At 62.6% G+C, this 18,125-nt stretch carries 20 protein-coding genes; 5 read left to right on the top strand and 15 right to left on the bottom strand.

Translation table 11 applies throughout. From position 1 onward, the window contains the following. Positions 1 to 11: 11 nt before the first annotated feature. The gene (locus ABUH87_RS09495; protein ID WP_419956685.1) at positions 12 to 323 is read right to left on the bottom strand and encodes a YbaN family protein; all 312 of its coding nucleotides are present in this window, start codon (positions 321 to 323) and stop codon (positions 12 to 14) included. Between the two features lie 64 nt (positions 324 to 387). Beyond that, positions 388 to 795 (bottom strand): SufE family protein, encoded by a 408-nt coding sequence (locus ABUH87_RS09490; RefSeq protein WP_367772861.1) that lies wholly within the window; start codon positions 793 to 795, stop codon positions 388 to 390. A gap of 152 nt (positions 796 to 947) precedes the next feature. Here ABUH87_RS09490 and ABUH87_RS09485 point away from each other — a divergent pair, with 152 nt between their 5' ends. Then, complete coding sequence (locus ABUH87_RS09485) at positions 948 to 2,996, top strand: NAD(+) synthase (RefSeq protein ID WP_367772859.1); 2,049 nt, start codon at positions 948 to 950, stop codon at positions 2,994 to 2,996. A 12-nt stretch (positions 2,997 to 3,008) separates the two neighbouring features. On the opposite strand, the gene ABUH87_RS09480 is transcribed toward ABUH87_RS09485, so the two are convergent. The 6 genes from ABUH87_RS09480 to ABUH87_RS09455 are packed head-to-tail and all read right to left on the bottom strand — an operon-like array spanning position 3,009 to position 5,373. After that, a complete protein-coding gene (locus ABUH87_RS09480; RefSeq protein ID WP_367772857.1) occupies positions 3,009 to 3,230 on the bottom strand; it encodes a hypothetical protein in 222 nt (73 codons plus the stop codon). Next, a complete protein-coding gene (locus ABUH87_RS09475; RefSeq protein ID WP_367772855.1) occupies positions 3,227 to 3,565 on the bottom strand; it encodes a hypothetical protein in 339 nt (112 codons plus the stop codon). The genes ABUH87_RS09480 and ABUH87_RS09475 overlap by 4 nt, the downstream gene beginning before the upstream one ends. Positions 3,566 to 3,576: 11 nt before the next feature. After that, positions 3,577 to 3,864, bottom strand: coding sequence for a hypothetical protein (locus ABUH87_RS09470; protein WP_367772853.1), 288 nt, complete (start codon positions 3,862 to 3,864; stop codon positions 3,577 to 3,579). A 24-nt stretch (positions 3,865 to 3,888) separates the two neighbouring features. Beyond that, positions 3,889 to 4,254, bottom strand: coding sequence for a PspC domain-containing protein (locus ABUH87_RS09465; RefSeq protein ID WP_367772851.1), 366 nt, complete (start codon positions 4,252 to 4,254; stop codon positions 3,889 to 3,891). Positions 4,255 to 4,309: 55 nt separating this feature from the next. Continuing rightward, positions 4,310 to 5,188 (bottom strand): phage shock protein PspA, encoded by an 879-nt coding sequence (gene pspA / locus ABUH87_RS09460; RefSeq protein ID WP_419956684.1) that lies wholly within the window; start codon positions 5,186 to 5,188, stop codon positions 4,310 to 4,312. Further along, positions 5,185 to 5,373 carry a hypothetical protein gene (locus ABUH87_RS09455; protein ID WP_367772849.1) on the bottom strand — a complete coding sequence of 63 codons (189 nt, stop codon included), beginning with the start codon at positions 5,371 to 5,373 and terminating at the stop codon, positions 5,185 to 5,187. The genes pspA and ABUH87_RS09455 overlap by 4 nt, the downstream gene beginning before the upstream one ends. A 162-nt stretch (positions 5,374 to 5,535) precedes the next feature. Here ABUH87_RS09455 and pspF point away from each other — a divergent pair, with 162 nt between their 5' ends. Beyond that, entirely contained in the window at positions 5,536 to 6,570 is a 1,035-nt protein-coding gene (gene pspF, locus ABUH87_RS09450) for a phage shock protein operon transcriptional activator (protein ID WP_367772847.1), read from the top strand. A gap of 4 nt (positions 6,571 to 6,574) precedes the next feature. On the opposite strand, the gene ABUH87_RS09445 is transcribed toward pspF, so the two are convergent. Then, complete coding sequence (locus ABUH87_RS09445) at positions 6,575 to 8,026, bottom strand: DUF4403 family protein (protein ID WP_367772970.1); 1,452 nt, start codon at positions 8,024 to 8,026, stop codon at positions 6,575 to 6,577. Positions 8,027 to 8,181: 155 nt separating this feature from the next. Here ABUH87_RS09445 and ABUH87_RS09440 point away from each other — a divergent pair, with 155 nt between their 5' ends. From ABUH87_RS09440 to ABUH87_RS09430, 3 genes are read left to right on the top strand one after another with little or no spacing between them, the layout of a single operon-like run. After that, positions 8,182 to 8,625, top strand: coding sequence for a GFA family protein (locus tag ABUH87_RS09440; protein WP_367772845.1), 444 nt, complete (start codon positions 8,182 to 8,184; stop codon positions 8,623 to 8,625). Beyond that, positions 8,622 to 9,377 carry an alpha/beta fold hydrolase gene (locus ABUH87_RS09435; RefSeq protein ID WP_367772843.1) on the top strand — a complete coding sequence of 252 codons (756 nt, stop codon included), beginning with the start codon at positions 8,622 to 8,624 and terminating at the stop codon, positions 9,375 to 9,377. The genes ABUH87_RS09440 and ABUH87_RS09435 overlap by 4 nt, the downstream gene beginning before the upstream one ends. Positions 9,378 to 9,435: 58 nt before the next feature. Continuing rightward, positions 9,436 to 11,253, top strand: coding sequence for a M2 family metallopeptidase (locus ABUH87_RS09430; protein ID WP_367772841.1), 1,818 nt, complete (start codon positions 9,436 to 9,438; stop codon positions 11,251 to 11,253). Between the two features lie 57 nt (positions 11,254 to 11,310). Here the strand turns inward: ABUH87_RS09430 and ABUH87_RS09425 are convergent, their stop codons facing one another. The 6 genes from ABUH87_RS09425 to ABUH87_RS09400 form a co-directional block, all read right to left on the bottom strand. Further along, positions 11,311 to 12,330, bottom strand: coding sequence for an inorganic phosphate transporter (locus ABUH87_RS09425; protein WP_367772839.1), 1,020 nt, complete (start codon positions 12,328 to 12,330; stop codon positions 11,311 to 11,313). Positions 12,331 to 12,338: 8 nt separating this feature from the next. Further along, on the bottom strand, positions 12,339 to 13,460 hold the full coding sequence (locus ABUH87_RS09420; protein WP_367772965.1) for a DUF47 family protein: 1,122 nt from the start codon (positions 13,458 to 13,460) through the stop codon (positions 12,339 to 12,341). Positions 13,461 to 13,565: 105 nt separating this feature from the next. Beyond that, complete coding sequence (locus ABUH87_RS09415; RefSeq protein ID WP_367772837.1) at positions 13,566 to 14,192, bottom strand: HdeD family acid-resistance protein; 627 nt, start codon at positions 14,190 to 14,192, stop codon at positions 13,566 to 13,568. Positions 14,193 to 14,266: 74 nt separating this feature from the next. Further along, positions 14,267 to 15,697, bottom strand: coding sequence for an AMP nucleosidase (locus ABUH87_RS09410; protein ID WP_367772835.1), 1,431 nt, complete (start codon positions 15,695 to 15,697; stop codon positions 14,267 to 14,269). A gap of 58 nt (positions 15,698 to 15,755) precedes the next feature. Continuing rightward, positions 15,756 to 17,216: a class II fumarate hydratase gene (gene fumC / locus ABUH87_RS09405; RefSeq protein WP_367772833.1), complete on the bottom strand. Its 1,461-nt coding sequence runs from the start codon at positions 17,214 to 17,216 to the stop codon at positions 15,756 to 15,758. A 73-nt stretch (positions 17,217 to 17,289) separates the two neighbouring features. Next, positions 17,290 to 18,123 carry an MBL fold metallo-hydrolase gene (locus ABUH87_RS09400; RefSeq protein ID WP_367772831.1) on the bottom strand — a complete coding sequence of 278 codons (834 nt, stop codon included), beginning with the start codon at positions 18,121 to 18,123 and terminating at the stop codon, positions 17,290 to 17,292. Positions 18,124 to 18,125: the final 2 nt, after the last annotated feature.

Raw genomic sequence — 18,125 nt, 5'->3', positions numbered from 1 at the left:
GAGGGCTTTTGTTATTCGGGGCGCAACCAGATCCATGGACCGGCCACAACCAGCACGACCACCGGGATGATGACTGCCGGGTAGCCGACGACCAGGTAGGTGAACGGCACGCTGCCGCTCATGCCTAGGAGCGCGGAAACCTTACCCTTGCGGCTGATGGCGCGCCGATCCCGCCACGCGACCAGATGCGGGCCATAGTGCTTGTGCGTGTATAGCTTGTCGGCAAGGTGCGGGTGGCTTTTCGAAAAGCACCACGCGGCCAGCAGGTAGAAGACGACGGTGGGCAGCAGCGGCAGGATAATGCCGAGAGTTCCCAGTGCCACGAAGAAGGAGCCTCCCGCGGCCCAGAGCGGCCGGGTTGCGGGGGGAGCCTTCTTCGGGAACTCGTCATCCGGCATAGCGGGCTGCGGTCTCCCGGATCAGGGCGATCATGTTCGGCACGCCTTGCGTGCGATTGGATGAAAGCTGGTTGCGCAAGTCAAACGGCTCGAGCCTGGCTGCGATGTCCGTCTTCGCCACCTCGTCCGCGGGCTGATCCTGCACCGCCGCCAGGACAAGGGCAACGATACCCTTGGTGATCGCAGCGTTGCTATCAGCTAGGAAGTGCAGGTGCCCGCCCTCCGCCTTGGTAGGGTAGACCCAGACACTGGCCGAGCAGCCGCGCACTTTCGTGGCGTCGGTTTTCAGTGCATCGGGCATCGGATCGAGTTCTCGCCCCAATTCGATCAGCAGACGATAACGCTCGTCGCCCTCAAGGAACTCATACTCTTCGCGGATATCATCCAGACTGCGCATGTGGACTGCATGTAAGGCCGCAGCCCGACGGAACAAGTCAAATCCCCTCCCGTTCGTCTCGCAAGGTCTCGATGGCTCGGCAGGAATGGAACGGAGTGGATCATGACAGGTGAATATTGCTTGAGGTGGCTGGGGATGTCAGGACCGGAAGTATGAGCGAGAGCCACCCATTCTACGACATGCACCGCCACGGTCTCGTGCGCGTTGCCACCTCGACACCCAAGGTCCGCACCGCTGACGTCCCGTGCAACCGGGACGCCATCATTACGGAAGCGCGCCGGGCGCACGAAGCGGGCGTGGACCTGCTGGTCTATCCCGAGCTGTGCCTGTCATCCTACGCCATTGACGACCTGCACCTGCAGCAGGCCATGATCGAAGCGGTGGAAGATGCCATCGGGTCCATTGTCGAAGCGAGCAAGGGCCTCTCGCCGGTGTTGTTGATCGGAGCAGCGCTCGCCGATCGCGGACGCCTCTACAACTGTGCGTTGGCTATTGCGGACGGTCGCCTGCTGGGCGCTGTTCCCAAGTCATACCTGCCGAACTATCGCGAGTTCTACGAGAAGCGCTGGTTCGCCAGCGGGATCGGTGTGGTCGGGCAGACCATCAAGGTGGCGGGTTGCGAAATCCCCTTCGGGACGGACCTTGTGTTCGCATCCAATGTCCTGCGGGATTTCCGCTTCTTTATCGAGATTTGCGAGGATTTCTGGGCGCCAACTCCACCCTCGACGCTGGGTGCGCTGGCCGGCGCGACGATCCTTTGTAATCTTTCGGCTTCCAACATCGTCATTGGCAAGTCGGATGACCGCCACGTGCTGTGCAGCGCTCAATCCGCGCGAACCGCGTCGGCCTATGTCTATTCCGCAGGCGGCCACGGCGAAAGCACGACCGATCTCGCCTGGGATGGGCAGGGTGTGATCTACGAACTCAGCGAGATGCTGGCCCAGTCTGAACGTTTCTCACTCGACGCGGAGCTGTGCATCGCAGATGTCGATTGCGCCCGTATCGTGGGTGAGCGCCTGCGGCTGCCCACTTACAACGATTCTGCCCGCGCCTCGGGACGGCCGGAGTACAGCTTCCGTACGATCCCCTTCGATCATGTTCCCGCCAAGGGAGACATCGGTCTGAAGCGCGCAATCCGGCGCTTCCCTTTCGTTCCCGACCGGCCCGAAAAGCTCGATGCGGATTGCTACGAGGCGTTCAACATCCAGGTGGATGGCCTGATGCGCAGGGTCGAGGCGACCAAGGCCAAGAGCCTGGTCATCGGCGTGTCTGGCGGGCTGGACTCTACGCATGCTCTCATCGTGGCAGCGAAGACCTGCGACCGGCTGGGTTTGCCGCGCAGCACCATCCGGGGGTTCACCATGCCAGGGTTCGGCACGAGCCAAGGCACCAAGGGTAATGCCTGGAAGCTGATGGATGCTCTCGGCATCACCTCTGCCGAGATCGACATACGTCCAGCCGCGACGACAATGCTCAAGGACATCGGCCATCCCTTTGGCAATGGTGAGCCGGTCTACGACGTGACATTCGAGAACGTGCAGGCCGGGCTGCGGACCGATTACCTGTTCCGTCTTGCCAGCCAGCATTCCGGGTTCGTGGTCGGCACCGGCGACCTTTCCGAACTGGCGCTGGGCTGGTGCACCTATGGCGTGGGCGACCAGATGAGCCACTACGCCGTGAATGCCGGCGTGCCCAAAACCCTGATCCAGTATCTCATCCGCTGGACCGCCAACACCCAGGTCGACGAAGCCACGGCGGCCGTCCTGCTGTCGATCCTCGATACCGAGATTTCCCCTGAACTCGTCCCAGCGGGCGAGGATGGCGAGATACAGAGCACAGAGGGCAAGATCGGGCCTTACGAGCTCAACGACTTCTTCCTGCACCACATCGTACGCTTCGGTCAGAAGCCTTCGAAAGTCGCGTTTCTTGCCTGGCATGCCTGGCGCGAGGCCTCTCAGGGAAGCTGGCCGGCTGGCTTCCCGAAAGAGGGCAGGAGCGCGTATGACCTTGTGACGATCACCAAGTGGCTGGAGGAGTTTCTCTGGCGTTTCTTCGCCTTCAGCCAGTTCAAGCGTTCCGCCATCCCGAACGGCCCCAAGGTGTCGGGAGGCGGTGCGCTCAGCCCGCGGGGTGACTGGCGGGCGCCTTCGGATGCGAGTGCAACCGTGTGGATCGAGGAACTCAAGCGCGCCTTGCCCTAGGCGCGCTTGAAGTTAGTCTCTGAGCGCTTCGATCTCTCGCGCAAGGCTGTCCCCGCCTCGCTCATCGAGAGCGATGCGCTCAAGCACCGCGATTCGCTGCCGAAGCTGCTCCACCTCGCGCTCAAGCTCCGCTTCGCGAGGGCCGGTGCCCAAGCCGCCCCTTTGCTTCTGCGCGCGCAGCCAGGTGATCGCCGCAATGGCGAAGATGACGACGACGGCGGTGCCGAAACTCATTGCTTGGTTACCTCCTGACGAGCGAGCCGCAGGCCTTCGATCTGCTGCGCGACATCGTAGCCTTGGTCGGTAACGATCCGCTCTACGCTTGCAAGCCGGTCCTTGATGGAGCCGATCTCGGCGCGAAGCTGTGCGTTCTCCTGCGTCAGCAGCTGGACACGCGCTTGCGCTTCGGTGTCACCCTTGGGGTAGACAGCCTTGCCCCACGAGTTCTCCAACGGATATCCGTGCCGCATCCGAAGCCAGTTGTTGAACACCCATCCACCAGTGGCGACTGCGGTGACAACGACAATCAGCGGTGCAAGTGCTTCTATGGCGATGAAATCCAGAGCCATGCCGGCCTCCCTCAGTTGATGCTGCCGTCCCGCTCGATGCTGCGCTGCTGCTCGACATCGCGGGCATCGCGCAAAGCTTCGATTTGCAGCGCGGTGTCATAGCCGCCGTCGGTGACAATCCGCTCCAGGACGCGGATGCGCTCTTCCAATTCGCGTGAGTGCGAGGCGTACTGGGCCGCCTTCTCGGCAGTCGCCTGCAGCTGCAACTCGGCCATCTTGCGCTGGTGCTTGGTCCACACGATGAAGCAGACCATTATGAACGGAGCCAGCGGGATGAGCAGGGCAAGGATGCCTTCCATGGCGCAATATCCTTTTTGTCGCGCTTAGCGCAGGCTGTCGATTTCGGCCGCAAGACGTGCGTTGCTGCTCGAATAGTGGCGCTCGACCTCTGCCACGCGGCGGTCCAGATCGGATAGCTCGGAGCGGACCCGGTGCTTGTTCCTCCGGCGGCTCATGCGACGTAGCATCCTCTCTTCCTCAGCCTCGCTGTAGTGGGAGAAGGGCTTCTTATCGGCCACCAGCGCGGTCACGACATAAATCGGGATCGTGATGAACGAGACGAAGAGTGTGAGGAACACCGTGGCGATACGAACCCAGAGCGGGTCGACGCCGGTGTAGTCCGCCAGTCCGGAGCATACTCCGGCCAACTTGGCGTTCGACTTGTCGAGATAGAAATGTCCGCGTGCCATTGTCCTGTTTCCCCTTGCACGGATGCCTGCATGTTCCTGTCGGTAGTTTTGCCGCTCAGCCTTGCGGCGCATCCGTCGACTTATTCTCCGCCTTTTCGGTGCCCATGGCCCGCTTCATCTCGGCGAGCTCGGCTTCGATGCTGTCGCCATCGGCGAGCGCCGCGATCTCATCGGCCAGCGTCGGCTGCTGGCTATCGCCCATGCTCATCGACTCGGCGCGGCCCTCGGCGTAGTCTACGCGCCTTTCGAGCTGGTCGAAACGGACCATGGCCTCGTCCACGCGCTCGCTTGAAAGCAGACTGCGCAGCTTGACTCTGTTCTCCGCGCTCTGAAGCCGCGCGGCGATTGAAGTCTGCCGGGTCCGGGCTTCGCGCAGCCGGCTCTGCAGCTTTTCGATGTCCTGCTCATAGGCCCGCAGAGCGTCGTCGAGGACTTCGACCTCCGCCTGCAGTTGATCGGCCATGTCGCCCGCCTTCTTCTTTTCCAGCAAGGCGGCGCGGGCCAGATCCTCGCGGCCCTTGCTGAGCGCCAGCTGGGCCTTGTCCGCCCAATCCGCCTGAAGCTTGTCCAACTTCGCGACATGGCGCCGCATTTCCTTCTGGTCGGCAATCGTGCGCGCGCTGGACGTGCGAACCTCGACCAGGGTTTCCTCCATTTCCAGGATGATCAGGCGGATCATCTTGGCGGGGTCTTCCGCCTTTTCCAGCAGATCGTTGAAGTTCGCGGCAATGATGTCGCGCGTCCGGGAGAAAATGCCCATCGTGGGAGTGCCCTTTCTGATCTTGGGACGGTCGGCGTAAGTGAACGGATATTCGCGGTTGCTGCTGTGCGTCCAGCGGCCTTCGTGGTCCAGGCTCTCAAGCGTCAAGAGCCGCGGCGGGCGGACGCCCTGCGCGCCACGCAGCTCGGCTATCTCGGCGTCCAGGCGGGTCATGCCAACGCCACGCGCGAGATCACGCAATTGCATGGGCTGGCAGCATAGGCCTTCGCAGGGCTGATCTGGTCAACCAGCACGAGCAGGTTGAGCGCGCCCATCGCGAGAATGCTCGCCACGATCGCCGCGTCGAGCTTGGTGCGCTCGGTCTTGGTGCTTGCGGGAGTGTTGTTGCGAAAAAGCATCGTACCTGTCCTTGCCTAACCCTGATCCGTAGATGCCAAGAGGATAGCAAGCGCCGTGCCAAATTCCGCTTATCCCAGAATTCCGCGGTCCATCTAAACCACACCTGAAAGTCACTGGCGGATGAATTGCCAAACATTGGTGAATGATACTAAGATGTGGCAATGGATCGTAACGTTCAGTTCATCGGACAGTCCACTGCATTCCTGGACGCTGTCGAGCGAGCGTCCCGGGCCGCCTCGACCGGGCGGCCTGTACTCGTGATCGGCGAGCGTGGCACCGGCAAGGAGCTCATCGCGCAGCGCCTCCATCACCTGAGCGCACGCTGGGGCGAGCCCCTCGTCACCCTTAACTGCGCAGCACTGCCCGAGACGTTAATCGAGGCGGAGCTGTTCGGGCATGAGGCCGGGGCTTTTACAGGCGCCACGCGTGCTCGCGCCGGTCGCTTCGAGGAGGCTGACAAGGGCACGCTCTTTTTGGACGAGCTCGGCAATCTCTCGATGGCGGCGCAGGAGCGGCTGCTTCGGGCGGTGGAGTACGGCGAAGTGACGCGCATCGGGTCCTCGCGCCCGGTTCAGGTCGATGTGCGTATCGTCGGGGCCACCAATGCCGATCTTCCGCGTATGGCTGCCGAAGACAAGTTCCGCGCGGATCTGCTGGATCGTCTCAGCTTCGAGGTCATAACTCTTCCGCCGTTGAGGGCGCGGGAAGGGGATGTGCCCGAATTGGCCGAGTACTACGGCAGGCGGATGGCGACGGAGCTGGGCTGGGATCGCTGGCCCGGCTTTGCTTCGGCGGCCATGGACGCGCTGGAGCGGTATGCCTGGCCAGGCAACGTGCGCGAGCTTCGCAATGTCGTGGAGCGGGCCGTCTATCGCTGGGATGACGAGGGTCGGCCGATAGGCGAGATCGTGTTCGACCCGTTCGAGAGTGACTGGGCGCCCTGTTCCGAGAAGAGCGAGGCTACAGCTCCGGAACCGATGCCAGCCACTAGAACCCAGGACAACACAGGTCGTGAGCGTGAGGTGGTGACGGACTTGCGCGCAGCCGTGGAGGCGCACGAACGTCAGCTGATCGAGGAAGCCCTGGAGCAGAACCGCTGGAACCAGCGGCGGACGGCCAATGCTCTGGGGCTCACCTATGACCAGTTGCGCCATTGCCTGAAGAAGCATGGCCTATCCGGCTCTGGGCCCCGGTAGAGCGTTATTCCGGTGCAAGGGTGATGCTGGCCTCACCCGTTCCTCGAACAGGCAGATAAAGGCCCTGGCCCGCTGCCCGGAGGGAGCCGGTCTGAACTTTCTCCACTCTTGCGCGAATGATGAAATCACCTTCGCGACGTTGCTCTACGGCGCGGTCGATCTTGCCCATCAGCTCGTCGTAGTCTTTCTCGAAGTTCTGGATCAACGCGGCGGCAATGGTGCTGGATAAGCCTGGTGCGTTGGCGAGCTTGATCACGAGGTCGCCCCCGGTCCGGTCCGTGGTGCCGCTGACTGCAAATTCGGTGAAACCGACCTCCCGCGAATTGGCCCGGTTTACCGGACGTCCCGTCAACCAGACGGTCGCCCGAGCCTTCCCGATCGTGTCGGCTTCATCGGCGGCGGAGAAGTTCAAGCCGACTGCCACCCGCCCCCCGGTCGTGCCGTAGATCGTCGCCTTGTGGAAGCGTGCCCAGACGGGGCCCACGCCAGGCACTTCGAATGGGCGCCGCTGCCGTTTCAGGAGCGTCTCCATCAGAACCGGCTCCAACTCCCGATAGTCCGCGATCACGGGGATGAAGAAGCGGAGCTTGCCCATGTCACCTTTGAGCGGCTTCAGAGGAGGGAGCGGAGTCGGCGGAGGATCTGGCGGTCGTTCGCCGACGAATGTCTCGGTGATCGCACGCAGCCCCAGCCGCAGGGTAATGCTCCCATTCGCGATCCTGTATCCGCCATACTGCAGCTCGCGTGGAGAGATGCGCATCCACACAGGCGGATTTGACTGGTTGAGCTGTATCGAGGTGAATGCGGCGCGCCACGACTGCTCCACCTGCTCTCTTAGCTGCAACTTGCCCAGTTCGCCAGAGAGGCTGCGTTCCAGGTCCTGCAACACGCCTTTCAGACGCTTGTCCGCCTGACTGGTGAGATCGATGGTCTGGCCGAGAAATTTAATCGATGGCCGTTTTGTCCAGCGATACGCCAGGTCCACTCTGCCGCGCGGTGTCCAGTCGCGTGCCAGTGTGATCTGCACTTGCGCCTGCACGCGTGCATCGGCTGTGGCCGTCTCCTGCTTGAGGATGCCGCCGATGTCCCGTGCGCGCACGACTGCGTGAACCGGAAAGGCGACATGCAGCGTGCGTCCTGATCCAGAGAGCGAAAGCGCACCACGGCTAACTTTCCCGACGATGCGGCACTTGATCTTCGGTGTCTTGAGCTCGACGAACAGGACCTTCACCTGGTTGGAGGGAATGCAGGTCTGGTCAGGCTTGTCGATCGACCACAACTCGCGCGGGACCTCCTGCTCAAGCGCTGACGTAAGGCGCGAGAGGTCCGCCCGGATTGGTGCCGCGATGGTCGAGGGTCGAGGGTCGATGTGGATGGAGTCCTGAGCGCGCGGCGGCGCTTCTTCCGGCGTGCGGCTGCAACTGGATAGGAGGGGGAGGCTTGCGGCTGCCGCGATGGCCCAGATATAGCGTTCGGCCCCATGCCTCGTGCCGGAACGGACCTTGACTGGTTCACCAACAAGGAACCCGCAGCGTCCGCCGGGGTTCCGGGAGGAGCTCTGTTGCTCGGAAGAACGCCGCCGCGGCTTGGGAACTGTCAGGAGGATGCGGCATGCAGACTATGGATGGCGGGTGCCAATGCGGGCATGTGCGCTACACCGCGCAAGTCACCCCTGAGAAAGCCTATCTGTGTCACTGCAAGATGTGCAGGAAGGCGACCGGAGGTGTCTCCATCGCTTTCATCAATGCTCCGAAGGATCAGGTGATCTGGCACAGGGAGCCCGATTGGTATCAATCTTCGCCGATCGGACGCCGACCATTCTGTTCGCGTTGTGGAACGCCGCTCGGCTTTGACTTCGTCGAGGGTGGCGCCAACATTGATTTGACGGTGGGCAGCTTCGACGACCCTTCTCCTTTCAAGCCCGAGCTCAACTACGCCATAGAGAGCATGCTGGACGCATGGACCGATGTGCGCCATCTGCCAGGCCATACGAGTGCCGAAAACACGAAGGTGATCGAAATGTGGAAGGCCGCTGGCGTGGAGCCGCCTGAATGAGTGAGTTGCAGAGTGAGTTCTTCGCAGGTTGGGGCGGTACGCGCCTGGCGGTTCATCGCCTTGGGGAAGGCCGGCCCGTGCTGTTGCTCCACGGCCTCTTCTCAAGCGCGGAGGTCAACTGGATCAAGTTCGGCCACGCGCAAAAGCTCGCAGACGCTGGGTTCGAGGCGATCATGCCGGACCTGCGAGCGCATGGGCAAAGCGAAGCACCGCACGAGCCGGACGCCTATCCCGAAGACGTGCTTGTCCGCGATGCCCTGGCTCTGGTTCAGACACTGGGACTTGAGGACTTCGACCTGGGCGGGTTCTCTCTGGGGGCGCGCACGGCCGTTCGTGCAGTCATCGCAGGGTTGGCTCCAAGGCGCTTGATCCTGGCAGGGATGGGCCTGGAAGGACTGGCGGGATGGGCGCAGCGCAGCGCCTTTTTCATCGACGCGATTGATCGCTTTGATGAGATCAAGCGGGGCGACCGGGCGTACTTCGCACAAGCTTTCATGAAGACGCAAAAGGTGGACCGCGTGGCGGCACGGCTTTTGCTGCAATCGGTGGACGACACCTCTTCGGCCGCCCTTGCCGGCGTGACCATGCCCACGCTCGTGGTCTGCGGATCTGACGATCAGGACAACGGCTCCGCTCCTGCGCTGGCCGAGGCATTGCCGGAGGGCCGTTATGCCGAGATCCCCGGAACGCACATGTCATCTGTCACGCAACGGGAACTTGGAGAGGAGATGGTGGCCTTCTTGGCGGGTTGACCCGTGGCTGCGGTGCGGCCAGCATGGGGCATCCGCAATTCCCATGTACGGGGACACCATGAAAACGCACACAATTTCGCTTCTGGCACTGGCCGGGGCGATGGCCGCAGCCAATCCGGCACACGCCCAGCAGGCGCCTGCTCAACAGCCCACGGCTGCGCAGTTCGTCGAGCAGGCAGAGGCTGCCTATAACGGGAAGACCATTGAGGCGAGCCAGGCCGACTGGGTATATAACACTTACATCACGGTCGACAGTGAAGCCGTGACCTCACGCGCTGCGGCGGAGTTGAACAAGCTCAACGTCCAGAACGCCACAAAAGCGGCTACATACGCCGGGCAGCCTGGCTTGTCGTATGACGTCAACCGCAAGCTGAACCGGATGCGCACCCTCATCGTGCAGCCAGCCCCGACGCGCCCTGGCGCGGCTGAGGAACTGGCGTCTCTCGGCGCTCGGCTTCAGGGCATCTACGGTAGGGGTAAAGGCATGCTGAACGGGGAGCCGATCAACGGCTCCGACATCGAGGCGGCCATGGGCGAAAACCGCAACCCGGCCGAGTTGGCTGAGATGTGGACGAGCTGGCACGACAATGTCGGCAAGCCGATGAAGGCGGACTACGCCAAGATGGTGGAGCTGCAGAATGCCGGCGCAAAGGAACTCGGCTATGCCGATGCGGGCGCGTTGTGGCGCTCGAACTACGACATGAAGCCGGAAGAGTTCGCTGCTCTGACCGAAAGGCTGTGGCAGGAGGTGAAGCCTCTGTACGATCAGCTTCACTGCTACACCCGCACCAAGCTGAACGAGAAGTATGGCGATGCCGTGCAGAAGCCCACGGGGCCGATACGCGCCGATCTGCTGGGCAACATGTGGGCCCAGGAATGGGGCAACATCTACGATATCGTCGCGCCTCCAGGCACGGGTGACCTAGGGTACGACATCGGCGAACTGCTGGTGGCGAAGGACTACGACCCGGTTAAGATGGTCAAGGCAGGGGAGAACTTCTACTCGTCCCTGGGCTTCAAGCCGCTGCCGCAGACCTTCTGGGAGCGCTCCCAGATTACCAAACCGGCGGATCGGGAGGTGGTCTGTCACGCCTCTGCCTGGAACATCGACAACGTGGATGATCTGCGCATCAAGATGTGCACGAAGGTCAATTCGGACGACTTCGTGACCATTCATCACGAGCTGGGGCACAACTACTATCAGCGCGCCTACAACATCCAGCCGGCCTACTATCAGGACGGGGCCAACGATGGCTTCCATGAGGCGATCGGCGACACCATGGCGCTCTCGATCACGCCTCAGTACCTCGTCCAGATCGGCCTGCTGGACAAGTCGAAGGTGCCTGGTGCCGACAAGGACATGGGCCTCCTTCTGCGCCAGGCCATGGACAAGGTCGCGTTCCTGCCGTTCGGCCTGATGATCGACAGGTGGCGGTGGAACGTGTTCTCGGGTGAGGTGCAGCCAGCTGATTACCAGCGTGCGTGGGATGAGATGCGGTTGAAATACCAGGGCATCGTACCGCCCACCGAGCGGCCAGCGGATGCCTTCGATCCCGGTGCCAAGTACCACATCCCGGCAGTGACGCCTTACACGCGGTACTTCCTTGCGCGGCTGCTTCAGTTCCAGTTCTATGAGGCGGCGTGCAAGCAGGCGGGCTGGAAAGGTCCGCTACACCGCTGCAGCTTCTACGGCGACAAGAAGGTGGGCGAGAAGATGAACGCCATGCTGGAAATGGGCGCATCGAAGCCTTGGCCTGATGCCCTGCAGGCGTTCACGGGCAGCCGCGAAATGAGCGGCAAGCCGATGCTGCGCTACTTCGCGCCTTTGCAGACGTGGTTGGAGAAGCAGAACCAGGGCAAGACCTGCGGCTGGTGACCTCAATGGCGGCGCGGTCCTTCATGGTAACCGCGCCGCCCTATCTTCGCTGAAAGATCAGCTGCCGAACGGCACTGTGATGAGGTAGAACAAGGCACCGACTGCAGCAGACGCCGGTATGGTGATGACCCAGGCGGTCACCACGCTGCGCGCGACGCCCCAGCGTACCGCTGAAGCGCGCCGTGCAGTGCCTGCTCCGATAACGCAGCCCGTGATCGTGTGAGTGGTCGAAACCGGAATGCCGAACAGCGAGGCTGTGAAGACCACGATCGAACCCGAGGTGGAGGCGCAGAAACCCTGATGCTGGGATAGCTTGGTGATGCGCGACCCCATCGTCTCGATGATCTTCCATCCCCCTGTGAGCGTGCCCAGGGCAATCGCGATATAGCAGCTGATCGCGACCCAATGCGGCACTTCGAACTCGCCGCTCAGATACCCGGTCGAATAGAGCAGCACAGTGATGATCCCCATCGTCTTCTGCGCATCGTTAAGGCCGTGGCTGAGCGAATAGGTCGCCGAGGATAGGAGATGCAGGGCGCGGAAGCTGCTCTCCGCCGCGCGTGAGCTCGAGCGCGCAAACAGCCAGCTTGTCAGGAGCATCAGCAGCATGGCGATGGCCATGCCGATCAGCGGCGAAAGCACGATGGCGACGAGAGTCTTGTTGAGGCCCGTCCACTGAATGCCGGTTACGCCCGCATGCGCGACGCCGGCGCCGATCAAGCCCCCCACCAATGCGTGGCTGCTCGACGATGGGATGCCTTTCAGCCAAGTGACGACGTTCCAGAACATCGCCCCGATCAGGGCGCCGAAAATGACGGACGGAGTGACCAGTTCCTGGGCGATGATTCCGGACCCGATCGTCTCTGCCACTTTGTGCAGGCTGGGGAACAGAAGCGTCAGGAAGTAAGCGGCGAAGTTGAAGAATGCCGCGAACGCAACCGCCAGGCCGGGGCTTAGCAACCGGGTGGCGACCACTGTCGCGATTGAGTTTGCGGCGTCGTGAAGGCCGTTCAGGTAATCGAAGGCGAGTGCGACAAGCACCAGCCCGATCAGCAGCGGCAAAGCAAGTTCGTGCATGGGGCTGGTCAGGAGTGATCGATGACGATGCCGTCGATCTCATTGGCGACGTCTTCCAGGGCGTCGGTGATGCGCTCCAGGTGATTGAAGATCTCGCGCCGCACGATGAAGCCCATCGGATTGTCGGTTCCGAACGTGCGGAAGGCGTTTTTCAGGCCGGACGCGTGGATTGTATCGGCGTGTCCTTCCATGCGGACCAGACGTTCGGTCAGTTCGTGAAGGCGTTTGCCGTTGGCGCTGACGTCCCGCAGCAGGGGTACCGCTTCGCTCAGGACGCGCGTGCTGTCTACGATCAGCGCAACCATGTCGCGCATTTCCTGGTCGAACTCGGTGAATTCGTAAAGATCGATGGCCGATGCCGCAGCCTGCATGAGGTCGATGGCATCGTCGATAGAGCTGACCAGGCTGATGATGGCGCTGCGATCGAACGGAGTGAGGAACGTCCGGCGCACGAGGTGCAGGACCTCTCGGATCACGTTGTCGGCATCATGCTCGCGCTCGTTGATCTCACGAATGTGATCTTGCCGTCCGCGTGCCTCGGAGAAAAGCCGGGCGAGCGCGTCGGCACCGGCGACCACGGTCCCCACGTGCGCCTCGAACAAGTCGAAGAAGTCCGTCTTGCGCGGCAGGAGCATTTGAAACCAGCCAAACATCCAATTCATTCCTGTCTTCTGGGCCATGGTGCCCAAGATGGTCGTACGCGCCGCGGCAGCGCGGAACTCGGTCGCAGCGAATGACCGGATGAGATCGCGCAGATCCGGCTCGTTCACGTTGTTGGCCGCTTCGCTAAGGCTGAACCAGCGGCGCTCACGCTCAGCCGCTTCCTTCCAGTTCGGCAGCTCCTCGCGAACCGCGAGTGGAAAAACCTCGACGTCGATCATCAGCGAGGCGCCGTTCCTGCGCCGTTTGCGATAACGATAGGAGCCGAGCGGAGTGGGGCAGATCAAGCCGGTGACGCCGGCTTCTTCCTCAGCCTCGATGGCGGCTGCAGCGTGTGCGCTCAGCCCGCTCATCTTGTTACCCTTGGGGATGACCCAGCGGCCCGTGTCCCGCGAGGTGATCAGCAGAACGCGAATCGAGCCATCGGTGCCGTCTTCGATACGGTAGGGAAGGGCGGCAATCTGGCGAATTTTGGCTTACTCCGTGCGACGCGCGCGCTCATGTGACGGCTCTATGACACTCGTCAAGACGAAGCCGTGCGTTTGTCACCGGAAGCGAGGGACAAGTCCCCGCAGCTAGGCGGCATCCTCCGCCAGAGTTTCGTGTCCGTTGTCGCCCACTCCGTCGCACTGCTTGCGCAACCGGAGCGCCAGGAAAACCATCATGGCGCCAAAGACCAATGCGTAGGCCCCGATCCACAAGGTGAGAACCAGAGCGCCAGCAATCGGCGCCAGCAGCAGGAGTACGCCCCAGACCATCGAGACGACTCCGGCCACCGCCATCAGCAGCCTTCCGTGGCTCATGTGCAGGCGGAACGATGCAACCAGCAATGCGGCTCCCGTGATGATCGCCCAGGCTGCGATGAGGATGACAAAGGTCAGTACCGCGATGCCCGGTATCAGCAGTGCGAAAGCACCGGCGGCGAGGCCGAAAAGCCCCTCCAGGATCAGCCATCCCCAGCGCTCGTGAGCCTTGGCGGCACGAACGGCGGAGATGATGGCCAGGACGCCATCGACAAGCATGTAAATGGCGAACACGATCACTAGAGAGCCCAGAGCCACGCCCGGCATCAGCCAGGTCAGGATGCCGAACAGCACCGCGAGGACGCCACGCAGGAGCAGCCATCCCCAGTTTTGTGCCAGTCGTTCGCTCATTCCGAACCCAGCTGCGAATGACCTCGTGCCCACGGGTTGGCTCGCCATGTGTCGATCCTCCTTGCCCAACCCCTTCTAAGCGGTGCCAGCGGGAGTTCGTTCCCTGGTTTTGCGGCCCTGTCTCAGCGAAAAGGCGGTTCAATGAAAGCGCGCAGCTTGCGCGAATGCAGGCGGGCGCCTTGTTCACGCAAAAGCTCGCAGGTGCGAACACCGATAGCCATGTGGGCGCCGATGGCTTCCTCGTAGAAGCGGTTTGCCTGACCAGGCAGCTTCAGTTCGCCGTGAAGCGGCTTGTCGGAGACGCACAGCAGCGTTCCATACGGTACACGGAAGCGGAAGCCCTGGGCGCTGATCGTGGCGCTTTCCATGTCTATGCCGATCGCGCGGCTCTGGCTGAAGCGGCGAGCAGAGTGGCTGTAGCGCAGTTCCCAGTTCCGATCGTCCGTGGTCACGATGGTGCCGGTGCGCATGCGCTTCTTCAGGTCCATGCCGCCTGCTCCGCTCACGGTTTCCGCCGCTTGTGCGAGCGCTTGCTGTACCTCGGCGATGGCCGGCAACGGGATTTCGGGCGGCAGCACGGGATCGAGGACGTGATCGTCGCGCAAATAGGCATGAGCGAGCACATAGTCCCCGATGCGCTGCGACTCTCGCAGACCGCCGCAGTGACCGATCATCAGCCATGCCTCCGGGCGCAGGACGGCAAGGTGGTCGGTGATGGTCTTGGCATTGGATGGACCGACGCCGATGTTGACCAGTGTGATGCCCAGCCGATCCTCACGGATCAGGTGGTACGCGGGCATCTGGTGCCGCCGCCATGCGGTGTCGGAAAGCCGGGCACGCGCATTGTCGACCGGTGCATCAAGGTAGAGCCCGCCGGCGCCGGACAGGGCGACATAGCCGTCCCTGCCGATCTGGCGTCCCGCCCAGTCGACGAACTCGTCCACGTAACGGTGGTAGTTCGTGAAGAGGATGTACTGCTGGCAGTGTTCGACGCTGGTTCCGGTATAGTGCGCCAGTCGCGCGAGGCTGAAATCCGTGCGCAGACCATCGAACAGGGCGAGCGGCAGCGGAGCGCCCGGGGCGCCGCGGTCGATAGCGTCGGCGATTTCGTCCCCGATCATGGCCAGTTCCGTCGTCGGGAAGTGCGCCGCCAGTTCCTGAGGTGTCACGCTGCCTATGGCGACGCCGTCCAGCACGTAAGGGAAGGGGATGTGCTGCGAAGAGCGACCCACGGTGACCTTTATGGCGTATTCGCTTTCCAGGAGGGCAAGCTGCTCAGCAAGGTAGCTGGCGAAAAGGTGCGGGCGGGTCACGGTGGTGACGTAAGTGCCGGGCTCCGGCAGGCGGCCAAACGCACGTGAACTGGCGCTGCCGCGTTCGCGGCCTTCGTAGTCGATCCGGATCTCAGGGTAGGCCCAGAGTCCTTCGGCGCGGCGCCCGGGCGGAGGTAGTATGCCGTCGTTGATGAAGGCGGAAATATCACCCTTCAGGCAAGTGACGGCTTCTTCGTAGACGCGGACGAGTTCCGCAATGATTTCCGGTACGGTTTGCATCGCCGACTATTACGAAAATCGTATGGCAAAGCAAAGGCGTGGCGTTCGGACGGAACTCTCAGGCGCCGCCCAGGCCTTCGCCGACCATGTCGAGCGGGCGGACCGCGGCGTCGAACCCGGCCTCGTCGATGTGACCGGAGGCGAGCGCGGCTTCCTTGAGCGTCAGGCCTTTCTCTATCGCCTCATGCGCGATGTGGGCGGCGTTCTGATACCCGATCACAGGGGACAGCGCCGTGACGAGCATCACACTCCCGTGGACGTAGCGCTCTATCGTTTCGCGCACGATTTCCGTTCCTTCGACCGAAAACTCGCGGAAGCGGTCGCAACCGTCGGCAAGTATCCGAATGGAATGCAGCACGTTGCTGATGATGACAGGGCGCATGACGTTCAGTTCGAAGTTGCCTTGGCTGCCGGCGAAGGCAACCGCAGTGTCGTTGCCGATCACCTGGATCGCGATCATCATGATCGCCTCGCATTGGGTTGGGTTCACCTTGCCTGGCATGATCGAGGAGCCCGGCTCGTTGTCCGGCAGCTTCAGTTCACCCAGGCCACAGCGCGGGCCCGACCCTAGCCAGCGCATGTCGTTGGCGACTTTCATCAGCGCCACGGCCAATCCACGCAAGGCAGCGCTGGCGCGTACCATCGCATCGAGCGCGCCTTGCGCGGCGAACTTGTTCGGAGCGGTAACGAAAGGCTTGCCCGTAAGCTCCGCGATCTTGGCCGCTACGTCGCGGGAGAAGCCAGGAGGCGCGTTCAGCCCGGTGCCGACCGCGGTGCCACCGACCGCAAGTTCATAGAGCCCTTCCCGGCTCCGCTCGATCTCGGCGAGACAGGCACGCAGTTGGCCTGCCCAGCCGTGCCACTCCTGTCCGACCGTTAGCGGCACCGCGTCCTCCAGATGGGTGCGGCCAATCTTGACGACGTCCATCCAGCCATCTGCCTTGCGCTCGATCACCTCGACCAGTCGTGAGACCGCGGGGATCAGCTCCTCATCGGTGGCAAGAAGGGTGGCGATGTGCATGGCCGTGGGGAAGGTATCGTTCGAGGACTGGCCCATGTTGACGTCATCGTTCGGGGCCACCGGAACTTGCGAGCCGATGACACATCCCAGAAGCTGGATGGCCCGGTTCGACAGCACTTCGTTGACGTTCATGTTCGACTGGGTGCCCGATCCGGTCTGCCAGACGTAGAGCGGGTAGTGATCGTCGAGGGCGCCAGAGATCGTCTCGTCCGCAGCCCGCACGATGGCCTCGCACTTCCACTGCGGCAAGCGCCCGCCCGCTGCGTTGACCAGAGCACAAGCCTTCTTCACGAAGCCGTAGGCCCGGCAGACCGCGATCGGCATCCGGTCTTCACCGATGGCGAAGTGGTGCAGCGAGCGCTGCGTTTGCGCGCCCCAATAGCGATCCGCAGGAACTTCAACCTCGCCCATGGAATCGAACTCGCGACGCAGGCCAGTTGCGTCGATGCCCACGGGAATGTCTTGCAGCGCAGGCTGGCTTTCGTGCGGGTTGCTCATGAAGGCTCCTTGCGAGTGCGGCGGGCAAATGGCTCGCCTGTCTGATGCTGGCTATCCGGTGTGGAGCCCGCCCTCAGCAGCGGCTGAGGATCTCGAACTCCACCGGGTCGTGCGCGCAGAAGATGCGGACATGATCGCTGTTGGAGATGGATAGCTGGCGCAGCCGCGCCTGATTGGCGAACCGAGCGCGGCGGTCCACTTCCATCAGGCGCTGGTACCCTGCCATCCCAGGGGGGCAGATCCGATGCTCCGAACCGATCTCGCCGCGGAAGAAGTAAGCGTCGCCTGCATGCAGCAGCCACCCGCTCTCGGTCTGCACCGCCACGCCGCAGTGCCCCCAGGTGTGGCCAACCAGAGGCACCAGCAGGATTTCTGGTGGCAGCCCCTCAAGGTCGCGCACAGTATCAAAGCCCATCCAGCTTTCGCCGCCGCCCATGGGATAAAGCCGCCAGTCAATCACCTCGTCCCACTGCTGCGGCCGATAGCGACGTCGGCCCACGAAGGCCCCGCCCCGTCCATGCAGTGCCGCCTCGCGCTCACGCGAGGTGACATGGACAGTTGCATGGGGGAAATCCTCGATCCCGCCGGCATGATCGAAGTCGAGATGGGTGATGATGATGTGTCGCACGTCGGCTGGGTCGAAGCCGAGCGCTTTGACCTGAGCGATGGCGGTTTCGTGCGGTCGCAACTGCACGTTGCATAAGGCCAGGAAGAAGGGCGATATCCGCTCGCGCGGATTGGCGATGTCGCGCGTGCCAATGCCTGTATCGACAAGTACGAGCCCGGCGTCTGTCTCGATCAGGAGGCAGTGGCAGACGAGGTGCCCGAACGCCCCATCGCTCGTGCCGTCAAACAGCCTTCCTCCGACTGGGCAGCACGTTCCGCAGCTGAGGTGGTGGATGCGCATGC

This window comes from Novosphingobium rhizovicinum, assembly GCF_040813635.1.
Taxonomy (GTDB): Bacteria; Pseudomonadota; Alphaproteobacteria; order Sphingomonadales; family Sphingomonadaceae; genus Novosphingobium; species Novosphingobium rhizovicinum.
The sequence above is the reverse complement of the archived record's forward strand: the minus strand, read 5'-3'. Positions and strand labels throughout refer to the sequence as shown.